Source organism: Verrucosispora sp. WMMD573 (genome assembly GCF_027497175.1).
In the GTDB taxonomy this organism is placed as follows: Bacteria; Actinomycetota; Actinomycetes; order Mycobacteriales; family Micromonosporaceae; genus Micromonospora.
On sequence record NZ_CP114901.1, the window covers coordinates 1,826,469 to 1,852,377 of the forward strand.

The window sequence follows — 25,909 nt, forward strand, 5'->3', positions numbered from 1 at the left end:
CACCCTGTCTTACCTCACGTGGTGCACTGCTGTCGATGTCTGGCCGGGTAACGGGAGGCTGAGAGTTCGCTGCTGACCACCACGGTGTGAGTTGCCGACGCGGCCGACGTAGGCTCGGGTGGCGACCGCGTTCCGGTCGCGACCGCAGGTGGAAGGGGACGGGGCTTTCGATGGACGCCGGACTCAAGCGCGAACTCGAAGCGAAGGTGTACGCGGGGGAGCGGCTGACTCGTGAGGACGGGATCGCCCTCTACTCCAGCGACGACCTGACCTGGTTGGGGCGGCTGGCCCACCACAGGCGCACCGAGATGAACGGTGACCGGGTGATGTTCAACGTCAACCGGCACCTGAACCTCACGAACGTGTGCAGCGCGAGCTGCGCGTACTGCTCCTTCCAGCGCAAGCCGGGCGAGAAGGACGCGTACACCATGCGTATCGACGAGGCGGTTCGCAAGGCCAAGGAGATGGAGGACGAGCAGCTCACCGAGCTGCACATCGTCAACGGCCTGCACCCGACGCTGCCCTGGCGTTACTACCCCAAGGTCCTGCGCGAGCTGAAGGCCGCGCTGCCGAACGTCAAGCTCAAGGCGTTCACCGCGACCGAGGTGCAGTGGTTCGAGAAGATCAGCGGACTGGGCGCCGACGAGATCCTCGACGAGTTGATGGACGCGGGTCTGGAGTCGCTTACCGGCGGCGGCGCGGAGATCTTCGACTGGGAGATCCGCCAGCACATCGTCGACCACGCCTGCCACTGGGAGGACTGGTCCCGGATCCACCGGCTGGCGCACAGCAAGGGGATGAAGACCCCGTCAACCATGCTCTACGGCCACATCGAGGAGCCCCGACACCGGGTCGACCACGTACTGCGGCTGCGTGAGTTGCAGGACGAGACCGGCGGCTTCCTGGTCTTCATTCCGCTGCGCTACCAGCACGACTTCGTCGACTCGGCGGACGGGAAGATCCGTAACCGGATCCAGGCCCGCACCACGATGGCCTCGCCGGCCGAGTCGCTGAAGACCTTCGCGGTCTCCCGCCTGCTGTTCGACAACGTCCCGCACGTCAAGTGCTTCTGGGTGATGCACGGCCTGTCGGTGGCTCAGCTCTCGCTCAACTTCGGTGTCGACGACCTGGACGGCTCGGTCGTGGAATACAAGATCACCCACGACGCCGACTCGTACGGGACGCCGAACACCATGCACCGCGACGACCTGCTGCACCTCATCTGGGACGCCGGGTTCCGCCCGGTCGAGCGCAACACCCGCTACGAGGTGGTCCGCGAGTACGACGCGGCCACCACGCTGGCCGAGCGTCGGGCCGAGCCGCAGCAGGTCTGGGCCTGATCCGACGCGTACCCTGGCACGACGATGACCGAGCAGCAGAGCGCGTTTCCCCGCCGGGACGCCGAGGGGCGGATCCGCACCCTGGGCGACCTGGTGGGTGTCGGCCTGGCCGGGGTGGTCATCGGGCTGCTCGTGCTGGTGCTCTTCGACGTCGCCTTCGCCTGGTTCGGTGCCGGTGAGTTTGGCCAGGCCAACGGCTGGCTCGCCGTGATCCTGCCCGCCTGGCTGTTCTGGGAGGACTTCCGGGCGTGGGATTTCGGTGCGCCCCGGGTGGTGGCCGCGCTGGTGGCCGTGGCGATGGCGGTGGTCTCCGGGCTGCTGGTGGCCGGGGTGGCTAGGGCGCTGCCGCCGCTGCTGTCCGGCGTGCTCGCCGCGACCACGTTCACCGTGGTGTACGCGATGATCTGGTTTCCCGGCGTGCGCTGGCTGGCCAACCGGACCGGCTGAGGCAGAGTGACGACGTGAGCGAGCGGAGCGAACGAACGTGAGTGCGGCGGTCAAGTACACGCTCGGCCGGATCGGTTTGTTCGTGGTCGTGGTGGCGGCCCTCTGGCCGGTCGACATGGACATCTTCCTCAAGTTGATCCTGGCGCTGCTGTTCTCCGCAGCCCTCTCGTTCTTCCTGCTCAAGGGCTGGCGTGACGAGATGGCCGAGGAGATGGCCGCCGCCGCCGAGCGTCGTCGCGGGGAGAAGGAGCGGCTGCGGTCCGCCCTGGCCGGCGACGACCAGGCCGACGACGACGCGACGGGTGATCGGCCGACCGACGGGAAGGGCTGAGCGCTCCGGTGACCGGGTCTCCGGTCATCTGGCGTTCCGGTGGGCGGAAACATGTCGCCGACATGAGTATCCGGTTGGGATGGACCCAACAACGATCAATATTGATATGACCATGTGACAGGTGGTGGGCTGTCCGCTACCGAGCGGGGGATCCCCGCGCCTCCAGGAGGTTGTCCATGGCCTTCCGTTCCGTTCCCGTCCGTCGTGCCCTGGCGCTCATCGTCGCCGCCGGGCTCGGCCTGCTCATCGTCGCCGCGCCACCGGTCTCCGCCGAACCGGCGCCCGACCGGGACCAACAACCGGCCGCCGTGCCCTACCGGGTGCTCGGCCCGAAGACCCTCGCCGACCGCAACGCGGTCGCCCGTACGGGTGCCGCCATCGACTACTCCGAGCACGGTGTGCTGCACGTCTCGGCCACCCGGGCCGAGGCCGCCGCCATCACCCGGCTCGGTTTCCGGCTGGAGGCGATCGCCGCGCTGCCCACCGACCGGGGACAGGCCGACGGCGACGTCGGTGTCCTCGGCTTCCCGTCGGCCGACTCCAACTACCACGACTACCCAGAGATGATCGCGGCGGTCAACAAGGTGGTGGCCGATCACCCGACGATCGCGCGGAAGATCAGCATCGGCAGCTCGTACGAGGGCCGTGACCTGGTCGCGGTGAAGATCTCCGACAACGTCGCCACCGACGAGAACGAGCCGGAGATCCTGTTCAACGCGCAGCAGCACGCCCGCGAGCACCTGACCGTCGAGATGGCGATCTACCTGCTCAACCTCTTCACTGACAACTATGGCTCCGACTCGCGGATCACCAGCCTGGTCAACGGCCGGGAGATCTGGGTGGTGCCCTCGGTCAACCCGGACGGCAGCGAGTACGACATCGCCACCGGCTCTTACCGGTCGTGGCGCAAGAACCGCCAACCCAACAGCGGATCGTCGTACGTCGGCACCGACCTAAACCGGAACTGGAGCTACAACTTCGGGTGCTGCGGCGGCTCGTCCGGCTCCACCTCCTCGGACACCTACCGGGGTCCGTCGGCGTTCTCCGCGCCCGAGACGCAGGCGCTGCGCAACTTCGTCAACAGCCGGGTTGTCGGCGGGGTGCAGCAGATCAAGGCCAACATCGACTTCCACACCTACTCCGAGCTGGTGCTCTGGCCGTACGGCTACACGTACAACAACACCGCGCCGGGGATGAGCGCCGACCAGTACAACACCTTCGCCACCATCGGTCAGCAGATGGCGGCGACCAACGGCTTCACCCCGCAGCAGTCCAGTGACCTGTACATCACCGACGGCAGCAGCATCGACTGGATGTGGGCGACGCACGGCATCTGGGCCTACACCTTCGAGCTGTACCCGGGCTCGGCCTCCGGCGGCGGCTTCTACCCGCCCGACGAGGTCATCCCGCAGCAGACCTCGCGCAACCGGGAGGCGGTGCTGATCCTCTCCGAGTACGCCGACTGCCCGTACCGGGCCATCGGCAAGCAGGCTCAGTACTGCGGCACCGGTGGCGGGGGGACCACGGTCTGGTCGGACACCTTCGAGACCGCGACCGGCTGGACGATCAACCCCAACGGCACCGACACCGCGACCACCGGCCAGTGGGAACGGGGCGCCGCGCAGGCCACCAACTCCAGCGGAGCCAAGCAACTCACCCCGTACGCGGGCAGCAACGACCTGGTGACCGGCCGGCTCGCGGGCAGCGGCGCGGGTGACTACGACATCGACGGCGGGGCGACAAGTGCCCGTTCACCGGCCGTCGCACTGCCGTCCAGCGGCACGTTGACGCTGTCGCTGGCCTGGTATCTCGCGCACGGCTCGAACGCGTCGTCGGCGGACTACTTCCGGGTCAGCGTGGTGCACAACGGCGGCACCACGGCGCTGCTCACCCAGTCCGGCGCGGCCAGCAACCGCAACGGTGCCTGGACGGTGTCGAACCTCAACCTCACCCCGTACGCCGGCCAGTCCATCCGGATCCTGGTGGAGGCCGCGGACACCTCGACCGCCAGCCTCGTCGAGGCGGCTGTGGACAACGTCACCATCACCTCCTCCTGAGATGAACGGGGCCCCGCCATCCCCCTCGCGCGGGGCCCCGTCCAGGGACCAAACGGGCAGACCGGCTTTCTCCCGGCGGCCCACCGCCGGGCCTACGGCAACGCGACCGGCCTGCTCAACGGGGCGCCGACGCGACGTGCGCTACGGTCTTACCGACCCGTTCCAGCGAAGCCGGTGCGACACCGGCGCTGTCCCGCAACTGTGATGCCCCGTTACCGGGGACGAGCCAGGTCGCCTGGGGCGCGGTCGCGATCCGCGCTCTCGAGGAAGGGCGCCTCGCGGACGGGTGCCCCGGCTCCCTGTCGGCGAAGCAGCACATCCTCGACCGACAGGAGGACCGATGTTCAGACGTACTCCCGCAGTCTTCGCCGCCAGCCTGGCGGCGGCTGCGCTCGCGCTCGGCGCCTGCGCCGAGAAGACCACCGACACCCCCAGCGCCGGCGGCAGCCCGAGCGCCGCCACCTTCCCCGTCACCGTTGGTTCGCTGACCCTGGAACAGCGACCCGAGAAGATCGTCTCGCTGTCGGCGACGGCCACCGAGATGCTCTTCGCGATCGACGCCGGCCCGCAGGTCACCGCGGTCGACGACCAGTCCAACTTCCCGGCGGACGCACCGAAGACGGATCTCTCCGGCTACCAGCCGAACGCCGAGGCGATCGCCGCGAAGGACCCCGACCTGGTGGTGCTCAGCGACGACCGCAACAAGATCGTCGACCAGCTCACCAAGCTCAAGATCCCCGTTTACCAGGCTCCGGCGGCGCAGACCCTCGACGACTCCTACCGGCAGCTCACCGAGCTGGGCACGCTCACCGGCAACCCCGACGCGGCGGCCGACGTGGTCCAGCGGATGAAGGACGACATCACGAAGATCGTGGCCGAGGTGCCGCAGCGAGCCGAGGCGCCCACCTACTTCCACGAGCTGGGTCCGGAGCTGTACACCGCCACCAGCAAGACCTTCATCGGTTCGATCTACAGCCTCGCCGGGCTGGAGAACATCGCCGACGCGGCCGACGCCGACGGGAAGAACGGCGGCTACCCGCAGCTGTCCCAGGAAGTCATCGTCGACGCCAACCCGGACTTCATCTTCCTCTCCGACGTGAAGTGCTGCCAGCAGAGCGCCGCGACGGTCAAGGCGCGCAGTGGCTGGGGCTCGCTGACCGCCGTGCAGCAGGACCAGATCGTGGAACTCGACGACGACGTCGCCTCCCGGTGGGGGCCGCGCGTGGTGGATCTGCTGCGGACCATCGTGGACGCCACCGCCAAGGTGTCCCCGTGACGATGGCCGCCGGTCGCTGACCGGATCATGCACGACGTGAAGCGCGGTCGTCCCGTCGCGCCGGCCGGGGCGGTCACCCCGCCCCGGCCGGCGGGCCTGCGGAAACGTTGGCTCGCGGCCGGGGTGCTCGCCGTGCTCGTCGCCCTGGTGGCCGGGGTCTCGCTTGGTCCGGTCAGCCTGCCGCCCGGCAGCGTCGCGATCGAACTGCTCAACCTGCTGCCCGGGGTACGCCTGGACAGCGGGCTGACCGAGCGGGAGATCGCCATCGTCACCGAGCTGCGGCTGCCCCGGGCGGTGCTGGGTCTGCTGGTCGGCGGACTGCTCGCCCTGGCCGGCGGCGCCTACCAGGGGGTGTTCCGCAACCCGCTGGCCGACCCGTACCTGCTCGGCGTCGCGGCCGGGGCCGGGCTGGCGGTCACCGTGGTGCTGACCCTGGGCGTCGGCGCGGGCGGCGCGTTGAGCGGGCTGCCGGCCACCATCCCGCTGGCCGCCTTCGTCGGCTCCCTCGGTGCGGTGGCGATGACCTACCTGCTCGGCGCCGCCGGTGGGCGCAGCCGCTCCCCGGCGACCCTGATCCTGGCCGGGGTGGCCGTCTCCGCGTTCCTCAGCGCCGGGCAGACGTACCTGCTGCAACGGCACGCGGAGAGCATCCAGCAGGTGTACTCCTGGCTGCTCGGGCGGCTGGCCACCGCCGGTTGGCAGGACGTCCGGCTGGTGCTGCCGTACTTCCTGCTGACCAGCGTGGTCATCCTGCTGCACCGGCGGGAGTTGGACGTGCTCTCGGTCGGCGACGACGAGGCGGCCAGCCTCGGCCTGCACCCGCAGCGGTCCCGGTACCTGCTGATCGCCGCCGCCTCGCTGGGCACCGCCGCCGCCGTTTCCGCCTCCGGCCTGATCGGCTTCGTCGGCATCATCGTGCCGCACACCGTACGGATGCTCGCCGGAGCGAGCTACCGGGTGATCCTGCCGCTGTCGTTGCTGTTCGGTGGAGCCTTCCTCGCGCTTACCGACGTGGTGGCGCGCACCGCCGCCGCACCGCAGGAGATCCCGATCGGGGTGGTCACCGCGCTGCTGGGTGGGCCGTTCTTCGTGGTGGTGCTGCGCTCGGCCCGGCGGGTGCTGACATGACCGGCTCGTCGGCCGCGCCCGCCGTCGACCTGCGCGGCCTGCGGATCAGCCTGGACGGTACCCGGATCCTCGCGGGCGTCGACCTGACCGTCGCCACCGGCGAGTGGGTCACGGTGATCGGCCCCAACGGGGCGGGCAAGTCGACCTTGCTGCGCGCCGTCGGCGGTCTGCTCCCCGCTCCGGACGCCGTCCGCCTCTTCGGTACGCCGCTGGCCGAGCTGCGCCGCCGGGAACGGGCCCGGGTGGTGGCCACGGTCGCCCAGTCGCCGGTCGTACCGCCCGGCATGGCGGTGCTGGACTACGTGCTGCTCGGTCGTAACCCGTACATCCCGCCGTTGGGCCGGGAGTCCGCCGTCGACCTGGCCGTGGTGCACGAGGTGCTCGACCGGCTGGACCTTGCCGGCTTCCACGCCCGGGAGTTGGCCACCCTCTCCGGCGGTGAGCGGCAGCGGGTCTTCCTGGCTCGGGCGCTGGCTCAGGGCGCCACCCTGCTGCTGCTGGACGAGCCCACCAGCGCCCTCGACATCGGCCATCAGCAGGAGGTCCTCGAACTGGTCGACCAGCTCCGTCGGACGCACGGCCTGACGGTGCTGGCCACCATGCACGACCTGTCCATCGCCGGCGAGTACGCCGACCGCATGGTGCTGCTCGCCGCCGGCCGGGTGGTCGCGGTCGGCACCCCCCGGGAGGTGCTCACCGACCGGCTACTCGCCGAGCACTACCGGGCCAGCGTCCGCGTCGTCGACGGTGAGCACGGCCCGGTAGTGGTGCCGGTACGCCCCAGGCGACAGTAGGGCGAGTCAGGCGGGGGCGGGCACCGGGCCGAGGATGGAGAAGAACGCCCCCTGCGGGTCGGTCAGCACCGCGAACCGGCCTCGGGGCAGATCGGTCGGCGGGACGGACACGCTGCCACCGAGCCGCTGCGCCTCGTCGGCCACCGCGTCGGTGTCGGTCACCGCGAAGTAGACCATCCAGTGCGACGGTAGGTCGCCCCACTCCTCGCCGACCATCGGCATCATCCCGGCCACCTGCTGGCCGTCGCGTTGCCAGGTGGTGTAGGTGATCGCATCCATCGGCTGGTCGTCGGCCGTCCAGCGGAAGACCGCGCCGTAGAACTCCTTGGCCCGGTCAGGCTCCCGGGTGGTCAGCTCGGCCCAGGTCAGCGCGCCCGGCACGTCGAAGACCTCCGCGCCGGAGCGGCCCAGCGACTGCCACACCCCGAACGACGCGCCGGCCGGGTCGGTGAGCACCGCCGAGCGACGGGAGCCGGACAATTCGACGGGGCCCGAGCGGAGCCGCCCACCGGTGGCCGTCGCGAGTTCGCAGGCCGTGTCGACATCCTCGGTGGCCAGGTAGGGCGTCCAGGCCGGCTGCCCGTCGTCGGTCGGGCCAGCGCCGGCGACCGGTCTGCCCTGCTGGTGGAAGACGAGACGGCCGGTCGGCGGTTCGCCGGTCGCCTCGGCGACCGCCCAGCCGAACAGCGGGGCGTAGAAGCCGGCCGCCGCGGCGGGATCGCTGGTGAACAGGTCGACCCAGGCCGGCCTTCCCGGTGGAATGCTGGTCATGCGCGTACGCTCCGGTTCCGTCGATGATGGGCGGTGCGAGGGTCACATCCGGGTCCGACACTTCACTGGCGGTTCAGCGGGTCCCGGCGAGGGCGATGACGTGGAACAGGGCACCGTGCGGGTCGCGGAGCGCGGCAAAGCGGCCGGCCGGGATGTCGCGGGGCGGCACCAGGATCGTGCCGCCCAGTTCGGCGGCGCGCGCCGCGCAGGCGTCCGCGTCGGCCACCGCGAAGTACACCGACCAGTACGCCGGCCCGTCCGAGGGGAACTCGTCGCCCAGCGGCGGCATCATCCCCGCCACCAACCGGTCGCCGAGCCGCCAACCGGTGTACGCGACCTGGCCCATCGGCTCCTCCTCCGGCTGCCAGCCGAAGACCAGCTCGTAGAAGATCCGTGCCCCGTCCGGATCGGGGGTGACCAGTTCCGTCCAGCTCATCGCACCGGGCACGTCGAACACCTGGGCCCCGGCGAAGGCCATCGGCTGCCAGACACTGAACGCGGCCCCGGCGGGATCGGTGAAGACCGCCATCCGACCCCGGTCGAAGACCTCGAACGGCGGCACCACCACCTGTCCACCGGCCCGCTCCACCCGACCGGCGACCAGATCGGCGTCGTCGGTGGCCACGTACGTCGACCAGATCGGCACCTGGTCCGGCACGGCCGGTGGGCCTGCCCCGGCCACCGCCCGCCCGTCCAGCAGGAAGACCGTGTACCCGCCCGCCTCCGGCTCGGGGTCGACCCGGCCGGTCCAGCCGAACAGTTCCGGGTAGAACCGCCGGGCCGCGTCGAGTCCCGGCGTCGCCAGGTCGGCCCAGCAGGGCGTACCCGGCGCGACGCTGACCACGGCCACCCCTCCCGACCCGCGGCGACCACCGACCGGTCACCCTTCTCGGCATCGTGGCACCGGTGCGCCGCAGTTCGGGGTGGAAACCGGCGGAACGTCAACTGAACCGGCGACCCGGTCCCGCCCGGTCGGGAGTCAGCCGAGCGGGGCGGGTAGCGGCGCGGCGTGCAGCACGGACAGCCGGGACACCGCCCGGGTAAGTACCACGTACAGCCGGTTCAGGCCGCGTGGCTCGGCGGTCGCGATGGCGGCCGGTTCGACCGCGATGACGTGGTCGTACTCCAGGCCCTTGACCAGAGTGGCGGGCATGACCGTGACGCGCGCGCCGATGGCCGGTTCGTCGGGGGTCGCGGTCTGCACCCCCGACTCGGCCAGCGCCGACCGCAGCCCGTCCACGGCGTCGTCGGCGGCGATCACCGCGATCGACCCCTCGAACGCGAGCGCCGCCCGCACCTCGGCCACCGTCGCGGCCGCGAGATCGCTGACGGTACGCACCTCAAGCGCGCCGTCGTTGCGCAGCGACTCGGCCGGCGGCACGTCGACGGCCAGCACCGGTAGCAGCCGGTTGGCGAAGGAGAGCACGGCGGCGGGCACCCGGAACCCGATGGTCAACGGCACCACCGTCGCGTCCGGCTTGCCCAGGTGGCGCAGGCTCTCCCGCCAGTCGCTGGCCGCCCACGGCGCGGTCGCCTGCGCCAGATCGCCGAGGAGCGTGAGCGAGCCGTGCTCGCTGCGCCGGGCGATGACCCGGCACTGCATCGGGGAGAGGTCCTGCGCCTCGTCCACCACGACATGGCCGTAGCCGCCCGGCCGTTCGAGCAGTCCGGCCGCCTCGTCGATCAGCACCGCGTCGGCGGCCGTCCACCGGGTCGCCTTCGCCGTCCGCCCCAACCCGGTGCCGGTCGCGCGCCCGGTCCCGGCTGCCGGGTGGGTGAGCAGGCGTTGCTCGTCGGGCGTGAGCAGATCGTCAGCGGCCCGAGCGAGCCGCTCCCGGTCGGTGTACAGCGCGTGCAGCAGACCCTCCGGGGTGAGCGCCGGCCAGACGGCGTCCAGAAACCCGGTGACCGGCTTCGACCGGCTCATCCGGCGCAGCCACGCGTCGCCCGGTGACTCCGCCCGCCGCGCCTCGGCCTGCCGTTGCAGCAGTCCGACCACCCGGGCCCGGACCCGGTCCCGCCCGACGGCGTACGGCGGTCGTTCCGTGCGGGTGTCCTGGACCAGCCGGTGCAGCGGCTCCAGCCCGATCCGCCAGCGGAACGAGCCGTCGGAGACGAGCACCGGTTCCGCCGGCTCGCCGACGTACGCGTCGACGGCCCGGCGCAGCACCTCGGCCATCCGGGCGTCGTGCTTGAGCGCGGCCACCACCGGCGGGTCCACCGCGCGGACCGGTACCCGGGTGACAAGGTCCTCCACGGTGGCCTGCTCCACCTCGATCTCACCGAGCGCGGGCAGCACCGCCGCGATGTAGCCGAGGAAGGCCCGGTTCGGCCCCACGACCAGCACCTTCGACCGGCGCAGCCGCTCCCGGTGCAGGTAGAGCAGGTACGCCGCCCGGTGCAGCCCGACGGCGGTCTTGCCGGTGCCCGGGGCGCCCTGCACGCAGATCGAGTCGGCCAGGTCCGCCCGGACGAGTTCGTCCTGCTCGGGCTGGATGGTGGCGACGATGTCGCGCATCGGCCCGACCCGGGGACGTTCGATCTCGGCGGTGAGGATCCGGCTGGCCGTGCCGAGTTCCTCGCCCCGGTCGAGGTGCTCGTCCTCGAAGCTGGTCAGCTTCCCGTCGCCGAACCCGAACCGGCGGCGTACCGCCAGGCCCTGCGGATCGCGGGCACTGGCCCGGTAGAACGTGCGGGAGATCGGCGCCCGCCAGTCCAGCACCAGCGATTCGCCCTGATCGTCGGTGACGTGCCGGCGGCCGACGTGGTAACGGCGGCCGGCGTGTGCGGCATCTGCGTCGCCGAAGTCGAGTCGGCCGAAGAAGAGCGGGGTACGCGGGTCGTCGGCCAGTTCGGCGACCCGCCGAGCCAGGTGCCGGCCGAGCTGTTCGGCGGTGTACGCGTCCCCGGCCACCTTGTCGCCGGTGGCGAAGAGCGCCTCGGCGCGTTCCCGCATCCGGTGCAGCGCCGCCCGCGAGCGGGTCAGGTGTGCCCGTTCGGCGGCCAACTCGTCGTCGAGCGGGGGCGGCTGGGGCGTTTCTTGGGCGTGCAGGCTCATCCACGGACTCCTCGACACGGGAAGAAGGCTGCCGCTCGCGTTTCCGACTCGTGGGTCGGCGCGGGGACGTCCGCTGCGGTGCTACTCACCGCGGCCGTCAGGCGGAACGAACAGCCTACTGGAGGGCGCGCCGTGGACAACCGGTTTTCCTCCCGGCCGGGGATCATGGGGACATGACGCAGGCGAACCCCGAGCCGCCCCGGGTGACGATCAGCGACCCGCAGACGCTGCGGGCACTCGCTCACCCGGCCCGGCTCGCGATCATGGAACACCTGGCGACGACCGAGGGCGCGGTGACCGCCACCGAGTGCGCCGAGGTGGTGGGCCTGTCGCCGAGCGCGACCAGCTACCACCTGCGGGCACTGGCCAGGTTCGGCCTGGTGGAGCAGGCGCCGAGCCGGGGGGACGCCCGCGAGCGACTGTGGCGTGCCGCGATCCAGTCGTGGACGATCGACGCCGGCCGGGACGCCGACCCGTCGGTACGCGACGCCGAGCAGACCCTGGTCGAGGTATTTCTGGCCCGGGAACTGGAGCGCAGCCGGGACTGGCTGCGCCGGGCTCCGGACGAATCCGAGGAGTGGTATCGCAGCGCGATTCTCAGCGAGTCTTTGTTGCTGCTCACCGCCGAGGAGCTGGCGGAGTTGAACGAGGCGGTGACGGCCCTGCTCCGGCCGTACCGCAAACGTACCCGGACCGATCCGCCGCCGGGCGCGCGCCGGGTGGCCGTCCAGTACCGGGCGCTGCCGCTGGCCTGACCTGCTTGCGTCAACCAGATGTGAAGCATTACTTTCGAAGCATGTCCTTCACATCTGGCGAGTCGCGGTGGGCCGACGTCGCCCTGGCCACCGCCGCCCGTGGTCTCGCCACCTGCGGGCAGTTCCTCGCGGCGACCACGCTGACGCTGACCCTCCAGTCGTCCGGCGCAGGCGGCCGTGCCGTCGCGGGGATGCTGTTGGCGGCGACGCTGCCGCTCGTGGTGCTCGCCCCGCTGACCGGTCGGCTCGCCGATCGGGTGGACAGCCGGACGCTGCTGGTCGGAGCCGGTCTGGCCCAGTCGGTGATCTGCCTAGCGCTGGCGTACGCCGACCATCCGTTGCTGGTCGTGGGGCTGGTCGCGCTGCTCGCCAGCGGCCTGGCAGTCGCCCAGCCGGTGCTCGCCGCGCTGGTCCCCGCCATGGTCCTCCCCACCGATCTGCCCAGGGCCACCGCACTCAACCAGACCGCAGGCATGCTCGGTGTGCTGACCGGACCGGCCATGGCCGGGTTCCTGGTGGGCGGCTTCGGTTCCCGGGTACCGCTGCTGATCGCCGCAAGCGGCTATCTGCCGCTCGTCGTCGCCGGCCTGCTCGTGCGTACCCGCAGGGGTGGTGCGCGGCGGGCAGCGGTGCCCGGCAGTCCTTCGGTGGGCGCGGCGGTCGCGGACCGCGACGTCAAGGCAGCACGAGGTTGGCGGCTCCGGCGGGATCCGCTGCTGGTGGCGATGGTGGCGACCCTGGCCGGCGTGATCGCGGCCGTCGGCGCGATCAACGTCATCGAGGTCTTCTACGTACGTGAAACCCTCGGCGCCTCTGCCTCCGTGTACGGCCTGGTGACCGGGGCCTGGACGCTCGGTGTGCTCGCCGGTGCCTGGATCTTCGCCAGGGTGGCCGGGCGGTTCATCGACGACGGTGCCCTGGTACAGGGTGGCCTACTGCTGCTCGGCGGCTGTTGCGCGGCGGTTTTGCTCTCGGTGACGGTGCCCACGGCTCCGCTGTTGGTGCCGCTCTGGCTGCTCGGCGGCCTCTGCAACGGCGGCGACAACGTCTTCCACAACGTGGTGGTGGCGCGGCGGGTACCCGAGGCGGCCCGCGGGCGGGCCTTCGCCGCCGTGGGTGCCGCGGTGCAGGGGGCGGCAATGTTCGGTTACCTGGTCGGTGGTCTGCTCCTGGAGGTGACCGAACCTCGCCCGCTGATCGTCGGCTGTGGGGCGGCCGGGCTGCTGGTGCTGCTCGGCTTCGTGGTGCCGGTCCGCCGGACGGTGCGGGCCGAGCGCTCCCGCATCGGGCAGCTGCGGAACCCGGAAGGCTCCGCGCAGACCGAGCCGGTGGACGTCGGGCCACCGCAAGCCGGGCCGGCGGGTGCGGGGTTGGCCACTTCCGCGACGTCCGGCTGAGCAGGTCAAGGGCGGCGGGGATACGGTCGGGGCATGGTCGAGCGCCTTGCCCGCCCCCGCGTCGGGCACATCCAGTTCCTCAACTGCCTGCCCATCTACTGGGGGCTGATGCGCTCCGGCACCCTGGTCGACATCGACCTGCGCAAGGACTCGCCGGACCGGCTCAGCGCCCAACTCGTCGCCGGTGACCTGGACATCGGGCCGATCACCTTCGTCGAGTACCTGAAGCATGCTGACGAGTTGCTGCTCCTGCCCGACCTGGCCGTGGGTAGCGACGGGCCGGTGCTGTCGGTCAACCTGGTGAGCACCCGGCCGCTGGCCGACCTCGACGGCGCCCGGGTGGCGCTTGGCTCCACCTCACGGACCGGGGTGCTGCTCGCCCAGTTGCTGCTGCGCGAACGGTACGGGGTCCAACCGGAGTACTTCCGGTGCCCGCCGGACCTGACCCAGATGCTGTTGGAGGCCGACGCCGCGGTGTTGATCGGCGACGTGGCGCTGCGGGCGATGTACGAGGCACCCCGGCAGGGGCTGACCGTGACCGACCTGGGTCAGGCGTGGCGGGAGTGGACCGGGCTGCCGATGGTCTTCGCGGTCTGGGCCGTTCGCCGCGACTTCGCCGCCGCCCATCCCGGACTGGTCAAGGAGGTGCACGAGGCGTTCCTCCGCTCGCGCGACCTGTGCCTGGCCGAACTGGACCAGGTCGCCGAGTCGGCAGCCCGATGGGAGCCGTTCGACGCCAGCACGCTAGCGGATTACTTCCGCGCCCTGGACTTCTCCCTCGGCGAACGTCAGGTCGCCGGAATCCGCGAGTTCGCCCGCCGCGCCGCCGCCCACGGCGAAACCCCGTCCCTACCCCCCACCGGCCCCACCTTCTTCACCCGCTAACCCCACCCCAGCTCCCCTTCCCCCGACCCCTCCCGCGATCTTGCACTTTTGGTCGTCGCCTTTCGGGCATAAGCCGCGAATCAACGACCCCAAGTGCAAGATCGGCGAGCTTCGGAGTGGGGGTGGGGTGGTTAGGGGGTTTGGGTGAGGAGGGCGTTGGTGATCTTTTCGCAGTTGTTCATGCCGTACTCGTAGCCCTTGTTGATCGGGTACTGGAGCATCACGCCCATCGTCCAGGTGTCGCCGATCGCCAGGCAGTTGACGTGGATCTCCTGCTCGCGGGTGCGGTCGACCCAGCCGTTCTTGATGGCGATCTTCTTCGCCTGGGCGGCCGGGAACGCCTTGCGGATGCCGAAGTCGCCAGCACCGCGTACCTGGCGCATCTCGCTGATCAGCCACTTAGTCCACTTCGGGCCGGCGGCCGTGCCGTCGGCGATGCACTCGCCGAGGCGGGCGGTGTCCCGGGGGGAGAGTTCGGTACGGCTCCAGCCGAGATCACTGGACACCTTGCTGTCGGTCAGCTCACAGGTCGACAGCAGCCGCTTGATCGAGGCCGATCGGCCGATCTGGGTGTAGAGCTGCTCGGTGCGGGTGTTGTCGCTGTCCCGGATGATCCTGGTCAGGTCGTCCAGCTTCGCGTCGCTCGGGGTCTGCCCGGCGTCGGCGGTACGGCGCAGATAGTCGGCGACGATCCAGGCCTTGATGAGGGAGGCGGTGGTGCTGGTCTCGTCCATGTTGTCCGAGCCGATGATCTCCCCCGAGCGGCGGTCCAGCACGCTCCACCCGTACCAGCCGTCGATGTCCAGGTCGATCTCCTTCGCCTCGAACGGCAGCGGCTCGGGCTCCGGCGAGGGGCTCGGTGACGGCGACGGCCGTTCGCTGCGGTCGGTCAGTGCGCCGTCCCGGGCCGCCGGGGACTCACCCCGACCCCACTGGGCGGCGGCGGTGGACTCGAAGGGTGAGCCGGGTAGCAGGCGCAGCGAGACCAGGACCAGCCCGATCAGCACGGCCGCGATCGCGATCAGACGCATCGGCGATGCCTCGCCGTTGCGGCTGCGGCCGGCCATCAGAGCTTCCCGATCGGCTGCTGCGGCACCTTCAGGGCACCACCTGGCTGCGGCGTCACCAACTGGCTGGCGACGCTGGCGCAGACGTCCGACCCGTAGTCGAGCCCGCCTTTGAAGGGGTACCGCAGCATCACCGCGAGGCTCCACTTCTCAGTCACGGCCAGGCAGTTGACGTGCCAGTTGCCGTCGTAGGCGAGGGGGGTCCAGCCGTTCTTGATGCTGACCGGACCCTGACTGGTGATCGATTCCGGCAGGCCGTCGATGATGCCCCACCGGCCGCCGCCCTCCCGGGGCTTCTGGTCCTTGGCGGCGGTGCTGCCGCGAACCTTGCTCATCTCGGTGAGCAGCCATTTCGTCCATTTGGGTCCGGCGGCGGTGCCGTCGGCGATGCAGTCTCCGAGCCGTACCGCGTCGCGTGGCGACATTCGGGTGAAGCTCCACCAGCCCTCGTAGCCCTTGACGTTGCCGGGCTTGGTGTCGGTGAGGTCGCACAGGCTGATCGCCCGCTTGATCACCGGGTTGGGTTGCCCGTTCGAGGGAGCGCGGTAGGAACCGCCCGCGGCGGCGTAGACCTTGTTGGCCGCGTCGTCGTTGCTGTCCCGGATGGCCGTGCTGGCCATCTTCTTCATCGACGCGGGCGGCTCCTTGTCGCCGAGCTGCCGCAGGTAGTCGGCGACGATCCAGGCCTTGAGCATCGACTCGGTCGAGCTGGTCGCGGCCATGTTCTTGGAGCCGGCGAGCTGGTCGGTCTCCCGGTCCAGCAGCGCCCAGGAGAAGAACTCGCCCTTGAAATTCACCGAGACCTTGCCGGCGGCAAGGGTCGGCGGCGGGGGCGGCGCGGGTGCGGGCGCGGCGACGCTCTCCGGGCTGGCCTCCGCCTTGCCGGCGGAGAGCCGGGCGTAGGCGGCCGGCACCAGCATGACGCCGCCGAGCAGTACCGCCGTCGCGGCGAACACCATTGTCACGCGAGGTCGCATGAGCGGGTGAGCTCCAGATGTCGGGGCCGGGGGACCGGCTGGTTGCCAGGACTGACCGGTGCGGATCGCCTGGGCCGGGGGAAGTGGCCCTGAGCTGGCAATCGTCTTCAGCCGATCGGTGTGACGGGGGAAGTCTACGTGCGGATCGACGTTATGCCAGGACTCGACACCTGGCGACTCGCCGTGAAGACGGGATAACGAACCGCTATGCGGTCGTTGCGAGGATTTGTCGCTGGTTCGTGACCTAACTCATAGTCGGCGGCGCCACTGATGGCGACCGGGACGTCACGGTGGGAGGTCTCGAATTTGTATGACACCCTCTGGCGCCTTCCACCCCTAGCTGTAACACTGGGAGCATGTATGGCAATGACTTCCCGGGCGAGGACCCGCCCGGCGGGCTGCTCGGCGAGGTCGAGGCGGCGGAGGCGGCGTTGCGTGCGGCGGCGGAACGCGGCCGTGGCGCCGTCGAGCCCGGCGGTGACCTGGCCGCCTACTTCGCCGAGGTCGTCGACGCCGACCAGAAGATCGAACCCCGCGACTGGATGCCGGAGGCCTACCGGCGCACGTTGATCCGGCAGATCGCCCAGCACGCCCACTCCGAGATCATCGGCATGCAGCCGGAGGGCAACTGGATCAGCCGCGCCCCGTCGCTCAAGCGCAAGGCGATCCTGTTGGCCAAGGTGCAGGACGAGACCGGCCACGGCCTCTACCTCTACGCCGCCGCCGAGACCCTCGGCGTCAGCCGGGACGAGCTGGTCGACCTGCTGCTCAACGGCCGGCAGAAGTACAGCTCGATCTTCAACTACCCCACCCTGAGCTGGGCCGACGTCGGGGCGATCGGCTGGCTGGTGGACGGTGCCGCGATCGTCAACCAGGTGCCGCTGTGCCGCTGCTCCTACGGTCCGTACGCCCGCGCCATGATCCGGGTCTGCAAGGAGGAGTCGTTCCACCAGCGCCAGGGCTACGAGATCCTGCACACCCTGGCGCACGGCACCCCGGCGCAGAAGGCGATGGCCCAGGACTCGGTGGACCGCTGGTGGTACCCGTCCCTGGCCATGTTCGGCCCGCCCGACGGCGACTCCACCCACTCCGCCCAGTCGATGGCCTGGAAGATCAAGCGGTTCTCCAACGACGAGCTGCGCCAGCGGTTCGTGGACATGTGCGTCGGCCAGGCCGAGGCGCTCGGGCTACGCCTGCCCGACCCGGAGCTGCGCTGGAACGACGAGCGCCAGGCGTACGACTTCACCCAGCCCGACTATGACGAGCTGATGCGGGTGATCAAGGGTGACGGGCCGTGCAACCGGCAGCGGATGGAGCACCGGCGCCGCGCGCACGACGAGGGCGCCTGGGTGCGCGAGGCGGCCGCCGCGTACGCCGCCAAGCGTGCGGAGAGGGAGAAGGTGGCAGCGTGAGCCGGCAACACACCCCGCTCTGGGAGGTCTTCGTCCGAGCCCGGCGCGGGCTGGCGCACACCCACGTCGGCAGCCTGCACGCGCCCGACGCCGAACTGGCCCTGCGTAACGCCCGTGACCTCTACACCCGACGTCAGGAGGGGGTGTCGATCTGGGTGGTGCCGGCGAATGCCATCACCGCCTCCAGCCCGGACGAGAAGGACGCCTTCTTCGACCCGGCCGCCGACAAGGTCTACCGCCACCCCACCTTCTACGAGGTACCCGACGGGGTGGCACACCTGTGAGCGATCTCTTCCCCTTCACCCTCGCCCTCGGCGACGACGCGCTCATCGCGGCGCAACGGCTGGCCGAATGGAGCACCCGGGCACCGGAGATGGAGGAGGACATCGCGCTGTCCAACATCGCCCTGGACCAGCTCGGTGCCGCCCGGCTCCTGCTGTCGTACGCGGGCGAGCTGGAGGGCGCCGGCCGGGACGAGGACGCGCTGGCGTACCTGCGCGACGACCGGGAGTTCCGCAACTGCCTGCTGGTCGAGCTGCCCAACGGTGACTTCGCGGTGACCATGGCGAAGCTGCTCGCCCTGGCGGCGTACCAGGTGCCGCTCTACACCGCCCTGGCCGGCTGCCCGGACGAGCGGCTGGCCGCCGTCGGCGGCAAAGCCCGCAAGGAGTCCGCGTACCATCTGGACCACGCCGCGCTGTGGGTGCGGCGGCTCGGTGACGGGACCGAGGAGTCGCACCGACGGATGCAGGCCGGCGTCGACCAGATCTGGCCGTACGCCGACGAGTTGTTCACCGCATGGCCGGACGCGCCGGTCGACCCGGCGACCCTGCGGTCCGAGTTCGACGACACCGTGACCGCCGTGCTCACCGAGGCGACCCTCTCCGTCTCGGGGGTCGGCTGGACGCCGGCCGGCGGACGCGACGGAGTGCACACCGAACACCTGTCGTACCTGCTCGCCGAGATGCAGGTGGTGCATCGCGCGCACCCCGGAGCCCGCTGGTGACCCGATGAGCCGGGCACGGGAGGCCGTGGCGGCGGTGGTGGATCCGGAGATCCGGGTGGTCACCATTGACGATCTCGGCATCCTCCGCTCGGTGCAGGAGGACCCGGCCACCGGCCGGGTGGTGGTGACGATCACCCCCACCTACACCGGCTGCCCGGCGATGGACGTCATCCGCGCCGACATCCGGCGCGCGTTGGCCGCCGCCGGTCATCCGGACGCCGAGGTGCGTACGGTGCACAGCCCGGCCTGGAGCACCGACTGGATCAGCGACGCCGGGCGGGCCAAGCTGGCCGCTGCCGGCATCGCCCCACCCGCCCCGGTTCGGCGCGACGGCGTCGTGCCGATCACCCTGTCAGTGCGCTGCCCACGCTGTGGGTCGCCGGAGACCGAGCAGCTCAGCCGTTTCGGCTCCACCGCGTGCAAGGCGCTGTGGCGCTGCCGCTCCTGCACCGAACCCTTCGACCAGGTGAAGGCCCTGTGACTGTCACCATCACCCGCCCCGTCCGCCGCCGGCCGGTGTTCCATCCGCTGCCCGTCGTCGCCGTGGACCGGCTCACCGCCGACGCCGTCGCGATCACCTTCGCGGTGCCGGAGGAACTGCGCGAGACCTTCGCCTTCCGCGCCGGCCAGCACCTGACCGTACGCCTGCCGGCCGCCGCCGGTGCGGCGGAGAGTGACGGTGGTGTGGCCTCCGGCGGGGACGTGCGTCGTTCGTACTCGATCTGCTCGACCCCGGCGGACCTGGCGCGGCACGGGCGGTTGCGGATCGGTGTGCGGGAGATCCCGGGCGGGGCCTTCTCCGGCTACGCCTGTGGGGCGCTGCGGCACGGCGACACCATCGAGGTGCTGCCGCCGATGGGGCACTTCACCACGGCCTTCGCGCCGGACCGGGCTCGCCGCTACGGCGCGGTGGTCGCCGGCTCGGGCATCACCCCGGTGCTCTCGCTGGTCGCCACCGCACTGGCCGTCGAACCGGCCAGCACCTTCACCCTGGTGTACGGCAACCGCACGGCCGGCAGCGTGATGTTCGCCGAGGAACTGGCCGACCTGAAGGACCGCTACCCAACCCGGCTGCACCTGGTGCATGTGCTCTCCCGGGAACAGGGCGATTCGTCGCTGCTGTCGGGTCGGATCGACGCGGAGCGGCTGGGCCGGCTGCTGGAGACCATCGTGCCCGGCGAGGCGATCGAGGAGTGGTTCCTCTGCGGCCCGTACGGACTGGTGGTGGACGCTCGCGCGGTGCTGACCGCGCGGGGTGTCGCGGAGTCGGCCGTGCACACCGAGCTGTTCCACGTCGACGCGCCGCCCGAGCCGGTGCGCCGGACGGACGACGCGTCCGGCGGCACCGACGTGACGATCATGCTCGACGGACGCTCGTCGAGCTTCACCATGCGCCGCGACGAACGCGTGCTGGACGCGGCGCTGAAGGTCCGCGGCGAGTTGCCGTACGCCTGCAAGGGTGGGGTCTGCTCGACCTGCCGGGCCAAGGTCGTCTCCGGTGAGGTGGAGATGGCCCGCAACTACGCCCTGGAGCCCGACGAGGTGGCCGCCGGCTACGTGCTGACCTGCCAGTCCAGCCCGCTGACCGACACCCTCACCATCGACTACGACGCGTGACGCTTCGACTCGGCGGCCGTCATCAAGCTGCTCCGCCGAGAACCCCGGCCTGATCGTGATCCGACCCCGCCCCGGTAACTGCGATAAAGCTTGTTATCGCAGTTACCGGGGCGGTATCTTGGTGGCTGCCAGGAGCAGTAGCTCTTTGGAAGTGGACCCGGCAGCCTTCCGGACGGTGGGTGGGCCGGGTTTCGCGTCTTCACACCTCGTGTGCCTCATCGACCATTCGTTGCACGGCTGCCCGCCATCGTCCCCGCCTGGCCCAGCACCACGCCAGAGCGTCAGGTATGGACAGCAGGCATTCCTCGTGCGCGCGCAGGTGGTCGTAGTGGAGGGTGTCAGCCAGACCTGCCCTGCGTACCTCCTCGAAGAGGAGCCGCCGGTCCGCCTTCAGCGTCGAGTCATCACGTTCAAGTACAAGCCGAGTTGCACCGATCTTCGCTGCATGACCGACGATCCCGGCCAGGCACGCGTCACGGCCGCTTTTCACGCTGCGGTGACTGCTCGCATCGAGGATCACGGCCTGGACGCCCACTCTGCCGATGGCGGTGATGATCTGTCGGCGTCTGTCGTCCCGCTCCTTGTGGAAGTGAATCCGACGCTGCCCAGGAAGAACGAGGCTGCGGACGACCTTGCGGGCTGGTGCGAGGTCAGGACCCATGACCACTGCGGCGGCGACGAGTAAGCCCCGTTCCTTGGTCTCGTCCACGAACATGTGGGCACTCATTGGCCGCCTCCCTCCAGGTTGGGCTCTAGGCGTTGACGATGTCGCGAATTCGCTGCAGTCGCTGGGAGTCGCTGAGTGCGTCCAGGTTGATCCCGGCGATGCTGTCCAGCACGCCCCGCACGTCGTAGTCGTCCGGATGAAGAATCGCTTCGATCAGACGGGCGCGCGGCCCTTCGTCCCGCTGGTAGATCCACACCGTCTGCCACTGGCGTGGCTCCTTGTTGATCTCAGCGTCCAGGCGATGAGTCGGAAAGAACCCAAGCCCCGTCGCCTGCAGCGTGTCGGCGATCTCTGCGAGAACCCATCGCCCCAACTTCCGGTAGCCGAGCTCGTCTCGTAACTCGCCGAGACTCACCCTCGTTAAGCCCCCGTCTGCCTGGCATCGCGCAGAGATGCTCGGGGCCGTTTCGTCATCAACCACAGCTGCCGCCCGTCCCCTGGGTGTTCCGACTACAGAATGATTAGCTTCGGTTCACAACTTGTCAATGACACAGGGATATCTTATAACGATCATGAAAACATATCCGGGCGGGCGGGCGGGGGCTGGATCACAGGTCAAGTGCGCCGCTGAGAGCTGAGCGGGTGGTCGGCGTACCCTCGGGTACGTGACGGTGAATCGGGAGATCGACGACATCCTGCAGCGCGGCGCCGACGGCGGGCGGATCACGCCCGAGGAGGCTCTGCTGCTCTACACCGACGCCCCCTTCCACGCCCTCGGCGAGGCGGCGGACGCGGTCCGTCGGCGGCGGTACCCGGACAACATCGTCACGTACCTGATCGACCGCAACATCAACTACACGAACGTCTGCGTGACGGCGTGCAAGTTCTGCGCCTTCTACCGCGCACCGAAGCACAAGGAAGGGTGGACCCACCCGACCGAGGAGATCCTGCGTCGCTGCGGCGAGGCGGTCGAGCTGGGCGCCACCCAGGTCATGCTCCAGGGCGGCCACCACCCGGACTACGGCGTGGAGTACTACGAGGAGCTGTTCTCCTCGGTGAAGAAGGCGTACCCGCAGCTGGCCATCCACTCGATCGGGCCGAGCGAGATCCTGCACATGGCGAAGGTCTCGGGGGTGAGCCTCGACGAGGCCATCGCCCGGATCAAGGCCGCCGGGCTCGACTCGATCGCCGGTGCGGGTGCCGAGATGCTGCCGCAGCGACCCCGTACCGCCATCGCGCCGCTGAAGGAGTCGGGCGAGCGCTGGCTGGAGGTCATGGAGCTCGCGCACCGGCAGGGCGTCGAGTCGACCGCGACGATGATGATGGGGACCGGCGAGACGGCCGCCGAGCGGATCGAGCACCTGCGGATGATCCGCGAGGTGCAGGATCGTACGCAGGGCTTCCGGGCCTTCATCCCGTGGACGTACCAGCCGGAGAACAACCACCTCAAGGGCCGCACCCAGGCGACGACCCTGGAGTATCTGCGGTTGGTGGCGGTGGCCCGGCTGTTCTTCGAGACCGTGCCGCACCTGCAGGCTTCCTGGCTGACCACCGGCAAGGACGTCGGTCAGCTGGCGCTGCACATGGGCGTCGACGACCTCGGGTCGATCATGCTGGAGGAGAACGTCATCTCCTCGGCGGGGGCCCGACACCGGTCCAACCTGCACGAGCTGATCGGGATGATCCGTTCCGCCGACCGGATCCCCGCCCAACGCGACACGCTCTACAACAGACTGGCCGTGCACCACACGGCGGACGACGACCCGAGCGACGACCGGGTGGTCTCGCACTTCTCGTCGATCGCCCTGCCCGGTGGCGGTGCCGGCCGTTCGCTGCCCCTGGTCCAGGCGAGCTGACCGACGCCCAATCTCGACAAGTCGAGACCGACGCCGATCGGCGCCGGGACCGCCTGCCCCAGCCGCCGCCGCGAGTAGCCGCCGCGAGTAGCCGCCGCCGCGAGCGCGACTTGCGGCATGTTGGCCCTTCCTGTCGGCGGGATGGCGCGAGTTGCGGCATCTCGCGCTTACCATCCCTGGCCGGCAAGGCCCGGCGTCCTGGCCGTGCCAGCGGTGTGACGCGCGAGTTGCGGCATCCCGGGCAGGCTGTCGGCGGCCCACGGGTTCTCGGGTAGGGGCAGCGGGCGAGAGATCACTATGGGTCACTGTGGTTCGGGCGTTGCGTCACAGTGGTGGGTGCGATCGGTTGTCAGCCGAACGGCTCGGGTGGATCATCCGTCTGGTTCGAAGCGCCGGGCCGCTCCGGCCATGTGCCCAGGCGTGACCAGGTAGCAAGACCCATCAATCCGGACAATCCTTAAGTTGCCATTAGCTGAGCAGCTTGCGACGGGTGTGATGCAGGGTGGCGCGGGTGATCGCTGACCGCTAACGTCCCCGGCCGTACGTTTCCTTCACCCCACGGGGAGACACCTCAGATGATTTTCCGAAACCGGGCTGCCGCGTACCTGGGTGCCGGTGCCGCCGGTGTCCTCGCGGCCGGTACCTTCGCCGCACCGGCTCTGGCGGACGACACCGCGGACCTCGCCATCAAGGCGACCGGCACCACGATCGCGGTCGGTGCGCCGGGCAAGGACGCCAGCGTCTCGCTGTTGAACAAGAGTGACGTCGACGCCAAGAACGTGCTCGTCGCCCTCGACATCAGCAAGCTGAAGACCGACCTCGTCGACATCGACGAGAGCGGCTGCAACCCGCGCGAGGACGGCTGGATCCTCTGTGGCATCGAGGGTGACACCATCCGTGCCGGCGAGGACGTCGACTGGTTCTTCCCGTTGACCCGCAAGGGTGCCGAGGTCGGCCCGGCCGGCTCCATCACCGCGGTGATCCTGCACGGCGGCCCGGACCCGGACGAGTCCGACAACGTGGTGACCGTGGACGTCAAGGTCGAGGGCACCGGGCCGGACCTGACCGTCGTCGCCGACGACGTCCGCAAGGCCGTCAAGGCCGAGGGCGGCACGATCACCGAGGTCGGCGACCTGTACGCGGGCAACACCGGTCAGCTCATCTACGGTGCCTTCAACCAGGGTGACCAGGCCGCCCGCGGTCTGCGTATCGAGGTGCAGCTGCCCAAGGGCGCGACCTTCGCGGAGAAGGAGCCGGACTGCACCTACAACGCCGCGATGACCTCACTGACCTGCGAGTACACCAAGGCCGTCCTCGTCCCGGCCGCGCAGGACACCGACGGTGACGACCTCTACTCCGGTGCGCGCTTCTACAACCTGGTGAAGGTCGCCGACGGTGTGAAGCCGAGCAGCCTGACCGGTGGCAAGGTCACCATCGACTCGCTGTCGGTGCAGGAGTCCCCCAGCGTCCTCCGGTCCGCCGCCACCTCGGCCCTGCCGGAGAACGCCACGGGCGTCGCGGCCAACGACGTCGACCCGAGCGACAACACCGACGACTTCGCGGTGGTCGTGGCCGCCGAGGGCGGCTCCGGTGGTGGCGACGGTGACGGCCCCGGCCTGCCGGTCACCGGTGTGCAGGTCGGCCTGATCGGTGGCGTCGGCGCGGGTGTGCTGGCCGCCGGTGTGGCCATGTTCCTGGTTGCCCGCCGTCGCCGGGTGGTCCTGGTGACCCCGGGCGACGAGAAGACGAACGCCTGAGGTTCGTCCTCTATCGGCCCGCGCGGGCCGTTCACATAACGCACGGCAGCGAGGGCGGGATGGGTGACCATCCCGCCCTCGCTGTGTCGCTCGACCCTGGGCGGGCCGTCGACGGCCGGGCTGGCAGAGTGAAGGGGTGAGCCGTACCCCGCAGGGCCAGCGCGCCAGTCTGGACAAGCAGCCGCACGAGGTCGCCGCGATGTTCGACGGTGTCGCGGCCCGTTACGACCTGACCAACACCGTCCTGTCGTTCGGTCAGGACCGGTTCTGGCGACGGGCCACCCGTGCCGCGCTCGACCTGCGACCGGGCGACCGGGTGCTGGATGTGGGCGCGGGCACCGGCGTCTCCACCGAGGAGCTCGCCCAGTCCGGGGCGTACGCGATCGGGGCGGACCTGTCTCTCGGCATGCTGTACGCCGGCAAGCGCACCCGCCCGCACGTGCCGCTGCTGGCCGGAGACGCCCTGCGGCTGCCCTTCGCCGACGCCAGCTTCGACGCGGTGACCATCTCCTTCGCGTTGCGCAACGTCAACGACACCGATGCCGCGCTGGCTGAACTGGCCCGGGTGACCCGTCCGGGCGGCCGGCTGGTGATCTGCGAGTTCAGCACCCCGGTCAATCCCGCGTTCCGCACCGTGTACCTGTCGTACCTGATGCGTTCGCTGCCGGCCGTGGCCCGGACGGTCTCCAGCAACCCTGACGCGTACGTCTATCTCGCCGAGTCGATCCGGGCCTGGCCGGACCAGCCGGCGCTGGCGGCGCGGGTGGCCGCCACGGGCTGGGGTCGGGTGGCGTGGCGCAACCTGACCGGTGGCGTGGTGGCCCTGCACCGCGCGGTCCGCACCTGAGCGCCACTTATCCGGCATCCGTTACTCTCCGGGCAGTAATACGTCATTTAGGGAAATAAGGCGATTATGTCGCCTTTGCGGCTTAAGCTGGCCGGCATGACGGATCCGAAGAATGTGGCCATCGGGGATGCCGCGGAGCTGGTGGAGCAGCTCCGGGGCCTGGCCGGAGCGGATCCCGCCGACGTCCGCCAGGTGGTGACCGAGGTGCTCGCGGCCCTGGACCGGGCCGCCGGCGGCACCTTGCGTGAGCAACTGCCGGAGACCATCCGCGCCAGCCTCGACAGTGCCGCAGCGGCGCGCCCCTGAGTGCCGCGTCGTGAGCTGATCGGCAGATGTCAGCAGGAGTCGGCTCCGGTGACCGGGGCCCTTCCCTGCGCCCAGCAGGTTAGGTCGACCTAACAAGGCGAGCTTACGGTGCCGGTCATAGACTCGTCCCGGCTGGCTTGTGAAGCATTTCACGAGCA

Annotated in this window: 26 protein-coding genes and 1 riboswitch; of the genes, 19 read left to right on the forward strand and 7 right to left on the reverse strand. The window is 70.3% G+C overall.

The window, feature by feature from the left end; all coding sequences use genetic code 11:
• Positions 1-170 precede the first annotated feature (170 nt).
• From mqnE to O7601_RS08500, 7 genes are all read left to right on the forward strand, one after another.
• A complete protein-coding gene (gene mqnE / locus O7601_RS08470; RefSeq protein WP_281565642.1) occupies positions 171-1,340 on the forward strand; it encodes an aminofutalosine synthase MqnE in 1,170 nt (389 codons plus the stop codon).
• Positions 1,341-1,364: 24 nt separating this feature from the next.
• Entirely contained in the window at positions 1,365-1,787 is a 423-nt protein-coding gene (locus tag O7601_RS08475; protein ID WP_281565643.1) for a hypothetical protein, read from the forward strand.
• Between the two features lie 37 nt (positions 1,788-1,824).
• Positions 1,825-2,118: a DUF4229 domain-containing protein gene (locus tag O7601_RS08480; RefSeq protein WP_281565644.1), complete on the forward strand. Its 294-nt coding sequence runs from the start codon at positions 1,825-1,827 to the stop codon at positions 2,116-2,118.
• A gap of 176 nt (positions 2,119-2,294) precedes the next feature.
• A complete protein-coding gene (locus tag O7601_RS08485; RefSeq protein WP_281565645.1) occupies positions 2,295-4,175 on the forward strand; it encodes a M14 family zinc carboxypeptidase in 1,881 nt (626 codons plus the stop codon).
• Positions 4,176-4,345: 170 nt separating this feature from the next.
• Positions 4,346-4,406, forward strand: a riboswitch (cobalamin riboswitch).
• Positions 4,407-4,515: 109 nt separating this feature from the next.
• On the forward strand, positions 4,516-5,451 hold the full coding sequence (locus O7601_RS08490) for an ABC transporter substrate-binding protein (RefSeq protein ID WP_281565646.1): 936 nt from the start codon (positions 4,516-4,518) through the stop codon (positions 5,449-5,451).
• Positions 5,452-5,478: 27 nt separating this feature from the next.
• Positions 5,479-6,579: an iron ABC transporter permease gene (locus O7601_RS08495; protein ID WP_281565647.1), complete on the forward strand. Its 1,101-nt coding sequence runs from the start codon at positions 5,479-5,481 to the stop codon at positions 6,577-6,579.
• On the forward strand, positions 6,576-7,373 hold the full coding sequence (locus O7601_RS08500; RefSeq protein ID WP_281565648.1) for an ABC transporter ATP-binding protein: 798 nt from the start codon (positions 6,576-6,578) through the stop codon (positions 7,371-7,373). Before O7601_RS08495 ends, O7601_RS08500 begins: the two co-directional genes overlap by 4 nt.
• A 6-nt stretch (positions 7,374-7,379) precedes the next feature.
• Here O7601_RS08500 and O7601_RS08505 read toward each other — a convergent pair whose 3' ends face one another.
• The 3 genes from O7601_RS08505 to O7601_RS08515 all read right to left on the reverse strand — a co-directional run bounded on the left by O7601_RS08505 (position 7,380) and on the right by O7601_RS08515 (position 11,202).
• Positions 7,380-8,144, reverse strand: a complete 765-nt coding sequence (locus O7601_RS08505) for a VOC family protein (RefSeq protein ID WP_281565649.1) — start codon at positions 8,142-8,144, stop codon at positions 7,380-7,382.
• A gap of 73 nt (positions 8,145-8,217) precedes the next feature.
• Positions 8,218-8,988, reverse strand: a complete 771-nt coding sequence (locus O7601_RS08510; protein WP_281565650.1) for a VOC family protein — start codon at positions 8,986-8,988, stop codon at positions 8,218-8,220.
• A gap of 135 nt (positions 8,989-9,123) precedes the next feature.
• Positions 9,124-11,202, reverse strand: coding sequence for an AAA family ATPase (locus O7601_RS08515; RefSeq protein WP_281565651.1), 2,079 nt, complete (start codon positions 11,200-11,202; stop codon positions 9,124-9,126).
• Positions 11,203-11,375: 173 nt separating this feature from the next.
• Here O7601_RS08515 and O7601_RS08520 point away from each other — a divergent pair, with 173 nt between their 5' ends.
• The 3 genes from O7601_RS08520 to O7601_RS08530 are packed head-to-tail and all read left to right on the forward strand — an operon-like array spanning position 11,376 to position 14,239.
• Complete coding sequence (locus tag O7601_RS08520) at positions 11,376-11,957, forward strand: metalloregulator ArsR/SmtB family transcription factor (RefSeq protein WP_210828548.1); 582 nt, start codon at positions 11,376-11,378, stop codon at positions 11,955-11,957.
• Positions 11,958-11,998: 41 nt separating this feature from the next.
• Positions 11,999-13,354, forward strand: a complete 1,356-nt coding sequence (locus tag O7601_RS08525; RefSeq protein ID WP_281565652.1) for an MFS transporter — start codon at positions 11,999-12,001, stop codon at positions 13,352-13,354.
• A 33-nt stretch (positions 13,355-13,387) separates the two neighbouring features.
• Positions 13,388-14,239, forward strand: coding sequence for a menaquinone biosynthesis protein (locus O7601_RS08530; protein WP_281565653.1), 852 nt, complete (start codon positions 13,388-13,390; stop codon positions 14,237-14,239).
• Positions 14,240-14,370: 131 nt separating this feature from the next.
• On the opposite strand, the gene O7601_RS08535 is transcribed toward O7601_RS08530, so the two are convergent.
• Both O7601_RS08535 and O7601_RS08540 read right to left on the reverse strand, forming a co-directional pair.
• Positions 14,371-15,306, reverse strand: a complete 936-nt coding sequence (locus O7601_RS08535; protein ID WP_281565654.1) for a serine hydrolase — start codon at positions 15,304-15,306, stop codon at positions 14,371-14,373.
• Positions 15,306-16,283: a hypothetical protein gene (locus O7601_RS08540; protein ID WP_281565655.1), complete on the reverse strand. Its 978-nt coding sequence runs from the start codon at positions 16,281-16,283 to the stop codon at positions 15,306-15,308. Before O7601_RS08540 ends, O7601_RS08535 begins: the two co-directional genes overlap by 1 nt.
• 356 nt (positions 16,284-16,639) lie before the next feature.
• On the opposite strand from O7601_RS08540, the gene paaA reads away from it, so the two are divergent.
• Genes paaA through paaE form a run of 5 tightly spaced genes read left to right on the forward strand, consistent with a single transcriptional unit; the run spans position 16,640 to position 20,318 of the window.
• On the forward strand, positions 16,640-17,695 hold the full coding sequence (gene paaA / locus O7601_RS08545; RefSeq protein WP_281565656.1) for a 1,2-phenylacetyl-CoA epoxidase subunit PaaA: 1,056 nt from the start codon (positions 16,640-16,642) through the stop codon (positions 17,693-17,695).
• On the forward strand, positions 17,692-17,979 hold the full coding sequence (paaB, locus tag O7601_RS08550; protein ID WP_281565657.1) for a 1,2-phenylacetyl-CoA epoxidase subunit PaaB: 288 nt from the start codon (positions 17,692-17,694) through the stop codon (positions 17,977-17,979). Before paaA ends, paaB begins: the two co-directional genes overlap by 4 nt.
• Entirely contained in the window at positions 17,976-18,701 is a 726-nt protein-coding gene (gene paaC, locus O7601_RS08555) for a 1,2-phenylacetyl-CoA epoxidase subunit PaaC (RefSeq protein ID WP_281565658.1), read from the forward strand. The genes paaB and paaC overlap by 4 nt, the downstream gene beginning before the upstream one ends.
• Positions 18,702-18,705: 4 nt before the next feature.
• Positions 18,706-19,182 carry a 1,2-phenylacetyl-CoA epoxidase subunit PaaD gene (gene paaD, locus O7601_RS08560; protein ID WP_281565659.1) on the forward strand — a complete coding sequence of 159 codons (477 nt, stop codon included), beginning with the start codon at positions 18,706-18,708 and terminating at the stop codon, positions 19,180-19,182.
• Entirely contained in the window at positions 19,179-20,318 is a 1,140-nt protein-coding gene (gene paaE / locus O7601_RS08565; RefSeq protein ID WP_281565660.1) for a 1,2-phenylacetyl-CoA epoxidase subunit PaaE, read from the forward strand. The genes paaD and paaE overlap by 4 nt, the downstream gene beginning before the upstream one ends.
• Positions 20,319-20,517: 199 nt before the next feature.
• On the opposite strand, the gene O7601_RS08570 is transcribed toward paaE, so the two are convergent.
• Positions 20,518-21,045, reverse strand: coding sequence for a hypothetical protein (locus O7601_RS08570; RefSeq protein WP_281565661.1), 528 nt, complete (start codon positions 21,043-21,045; stop codon positions 20,518-20,520).
• Between the two features lie 25 nt (positions 21,046-21,070).
• Entirely contained in the window at positions 21,071-21,400 is a 330-nt protein-coding gene (locus tag O7601_RS08575; protein ID WP_281565662.1) for a hypothetical protein, read from the reverse strand.
• A gap of 250 nt (positions 21,401-21,650) precedes the next feature.
• Between O7601_RS08575 and mqnC the strand changes: the two genes are divergently transcribed.
• The 4 genes from mqnC to O7601_RS08595 all read left to right on the forward strand — a co-directional run bounded on the left by mqnC (position 21,651) and on the right by O7601_RS08595 (position 25,751).
• A complete protein-coding gene (gene mqnC, locus O7601_RS08580; RefSeq protein ID WP_281565663.1) occupies positions 21,651-22,841 on the forward strand; it encodes a cyclic dehypoxanthinyl futalosine synthase in 1,191 nt (396 codons plus the stop codon).
• A 575-nt stretch (positions 22,842-23,416) separates the two neighbouring features.
• Positions 23,417-24,598, forward strand: coding sequence for a cell wall anchor protein (locus O7601_RS08585; protein ID WP_281565664.1), 1,182 nt, complete (start codon positions 23,417-23,419; stop codon positions 24,596-24,598).
• A gap of 136 nt (positions 24,599-24,734) precedes the next feature.
• Positions 24,735-25,445, forward strand: coding sequence for a demethylmenaquinone methyltransferase (locus O7601_RS08590; RefSeq protein ID WP_281565665.1), 711 nt, complete (start codon positions 24,735-24,737; stop codon positions 25,443-25,445).
• 96 nt (positions 25,446-25,541) lie between these two features.
• Entirely contained in the window at positions 25,542-25,751 is a 210-nt protein-coding gene (locus O7601_RS08595; protein ID WP_281565666.1) for a hypothetical protein, read from the forward strand.
• Positions 25,752-25,909: the final 158 nt, after the last annotated feature.